General features: G+C 66.9%; 3 protein-coding genes. 2 read left to right on the top strand and 1 reads right to left on the bottom strand.

What is annotated here, in order from left to right; translation table 11 throughout:
• Positions 1-418 precede the first annotated feature (418 nt).
• Positions 419-1723, top strand: a complete 1305-nt coding sequence (locus ACQR1X_RS32460) for a PQQ-dependent sugar dehydrogenase (protein ID WP_434900358.1) — start codon at positions 419-421, stop codon at positions 1721-1723.
• 61 nt (positions 1724-1784) lie between these two features.
• Here the strand turns inward: ACQR1X_RS32460 and ACQR1X_RS32465 are convergent, their stop codons facing one another.
• Positions 1785-2033 (bottom strand): hypothetical protein, encoded by a 249-nt coding sequence (locus ACQR1X_RS32465; RefSeq protein WP_316239150.1) that lies wholly within the window; start codon positions 2031-2033, stop codon positions 1785-1787.
• A 209-nt stretch (positions 2034-2242) separates the two neighbouring features.
• On the opposite strand from ACQR1X_RS32465, the gene ACQR1X_RS32470 reads away from it, so the two are divergent.
• Positions 2243-2416 carry a hypothetical protein gene (locus tag ACQR1X_RS32470; RefSeq protein ID WP_316239149.1) on the top strand — a complete coding sequence of 58 codons (174 nt, stop codon included), beginning with the start codon at positions 2243-2245 and terminating at the stop codon, positions 2414-2416.
• The last annotated feature ends 104 nt before the right edge of the window (positions 2417-2520 follow it).

A 2520-nucleotide genomic window follows, 5' to 3' on the forward strand; every position in this document is an offset into this window, starting at 1 on the left:
GACAGGCCCGCGGCCACCGCTCCCCGCCTCTACGTATCGTGACGACGCGTACGCCCCTCTGCATGAGGACGGGATGCGAGGAGTAGAGCATGATTTCGGAAAAATCGCAAGTGGAATTTGTGCGGTCGATTGAGGCAGAGGCAATGGACCGCGAGCCTCATAGTTGACCTCATCGCCGTTGGTGCGCATCTTCTCAAATGGTGGACGCCACCTGCGCCAGCGGATGATCAGCGTGTGCAGTCCTGCACGGCCCACGGTGAGTTGCCCGGCCGCACGCGCTTCGTGGGTTCCGCAGCCCCCATCCGCGGCCCACGCAGTTGTCACGGTGGCTGGGGTAGATCATAACATTCCGGCCCTTCCGCCATCCTCGATGGCCCTCACCCACCACATCCATCTGCCCCATCCCCACAGGACTCCCATGACAACGCTCTCCTCGATCGTCGCGCGCGGTGTCGCGCTGGTTGGCAATGCGGCGCTGCAGTGGCGCAAGCTGCAGGGGGAGACACCGCAGCCGGCGTGGGGGGCGGCGCCGCAGATTCCGGTCGCCAAGCCGCAGGGGTTGCTGCCGACCTTGAAGATGCCGACGGCGCGCGGCTGGCGCGACGGCGAGGCGCCGGTGGCGGCGGCGGGGCTGAAGGTGAATGCGTTCGCCACCGGGCTCGATCATCCGCGCTGGATCTACACGATGCCGGACAAGTCGGTGCTGATCGCCGAGTCGACGCAGATTCCGAGCCCGGTGCGCAACATGTTCGGCTATGCGATGCAGGCGACGATGCGCCGCGCCGCGGCGCTCGGTGTCAGCGCCAACCGCATCACACGGCTGGTCGATGCCGACGGCGACGGCACCGCTGAGCGCCGCAATGCGTTCATGGAGAATCTCAGCCAGCCGTTCGGGATGGCGCTGGTCGGCGACACCTTCTATGTCGGCAACACCGACGGCATCGTCGCCTTCCCGTACAGCGCGGGCGCCGAGCGCATCACCGCGCAGGGCCAGCGGCTGACGAATTTCAAGCCGGGCGGGCACTGGACGCGCAGCCTGCTGGTCAGCCCCGATGGCAGCAAGCTCTATGCCGGCGTCGGCTCGCTCACCAACATCGCCGAGCTGGGGTTCGAGGTCGAGGAGGGCCGCGCCTGCGTCTATGAGCTGGACATCGCGAGCGGTGCGAGCCGTATCTTCGCATCAGGCCTGCGCAACGCGGTGGGGCTGGCGTTCGAGCCGTCGACCAAGGTGCTGTGGACCGTCGTCAACGAGCGCGACGGGCTCGGCGACGAGACGCCGCCGGACTACCTGACCTCGGTGCGCGAGGGCGGCTTCTATGGCTGGCCCTATTGCTACTGGGGCAGGACGGTCGACGACCGCGTGCCGCAGGATCCGAAGCTGGTGGCGACCGCGCTGACGCCGGACTACGCGCTCGGCGGCCACACGGCTTCGCTCGGCCTGTGCTGGCTGCCCGCAGGCACGCTCCCGGGTTTTCCGGATGGCATGGTGATCGGCCAGCACGGCTCGTGGAACCGCAGCAAGCTGTCCGGCTACAAGGTCGTGTTCATCCCGTTCGAGAACGGCAAGCCGTCGGGACCTGCGCGCGACATCCTGTCCGGCTTCCTGGCGCCGGACGAGAGCTTCTCCTATGGCCGCCCGGTCGGCGTGGTCATCGGCCCGGACGGCTCGCTGCTGGTCGCCGACGATGTCGGCAACTGCATCTGGCGCGTGACGGGGGCGTGAGGCGGCGCGCAAGAGGAGCCGGGGCGACGTTCGCTCCGGCCTTGCGCCTGGGCTGCCAAGCTCAGTCGTGGCCGTAATACTGGCGATTGCAATAGCGGCGGCCGGCTTCGTGCTTCGCCGCACGCTGGGCCGGGGTGGCGTTCGCCGGCATCAGGAAGTCCCCGGTGTAGAACAGTTGCAGGCAGCGGACGTAGTCCTTGTTGCCGAGCCACTCCCATCCCGCCTGGACCGGCGAGGTCGATGCCGACGCGAGCAGGCCGGTGGCGGCGACGATGGCAGCGGCGGCGAGAAGGCGAAGGCTGGTGGTCATGACCGTGTCCCTTATTGCGTGAGGCTGCCCCATGCAGCCGATGCGGGGGATCATGACAAAAACGGCTCGCGGTTTAAGTGATGGCGCGCACAGAACGGTAAGACGGCAACCGCGCGGGAGATGTGCGCGCCTGCGGCACGGGGCCGCGGAACCCGGCTCGTGCAGGACTGTTGTCGTCGGGACAACAGGCACGTCCCGAGGAGAGTCCGATGGCCGACACCGTCAATCCGAACCAGAAGCAGCCCGGCGAGAAGCAGGAAGGCCAGTATCACTACAATCCGGGCAATCAGTCCGGCAAGACCATCGACGTGGTGAAGCCGGAAGACGAGCAGGTCAACAACAAGGACCGGATCGAGCAGCGCGAGGATCCCCAGTCGCGGTAGGCGAGCATCTTTGGTCTCTCGTCATGCCCGGGCTTGACCCACGACTGTCCGGTTCAGCTTCCGCATATTGCGAGGCTCAACTGTTGTGGGTTTTTGGCAAGTTG

The sequence above is a fragment of the Bradyrhizobium sp. HKCCYLRH3073 genome (assembly GCF_051167995.1).
Taxonomy (GTDB): domain Bacteria; phylum Pseudomonadota; class Alphaproteobacteria; order Rhizobiales; family Xanthobacteraceae; genus Bradyrhizobium.

Bases quoted from the DNA above. Each gene is read 5' to 3' on its own strand.
- ACQR1X_RS32465 (WP_316239150.1), bottom strand. From the start codon at position 2,033: ATGACCACCAGCCTTCGCCTTCTCGCCGCCGCTGCCATCGTCGCCGCC.
- ACQR1X_RS32470 (WP_316239149.1), top strand. From the start codon at position 2,243: ATGGCCGACACCGTCAATCCGAACCAGAAGCAGCCCGGCGAGAAGCAG.
- ACQR1X_RS32460 (WP_434900358.1), top strand. From the start codon at position 419: ATGACAACGCTCTCCTCGATCGTCGCGCGCGGTGTCGCGCTGGTTGGC.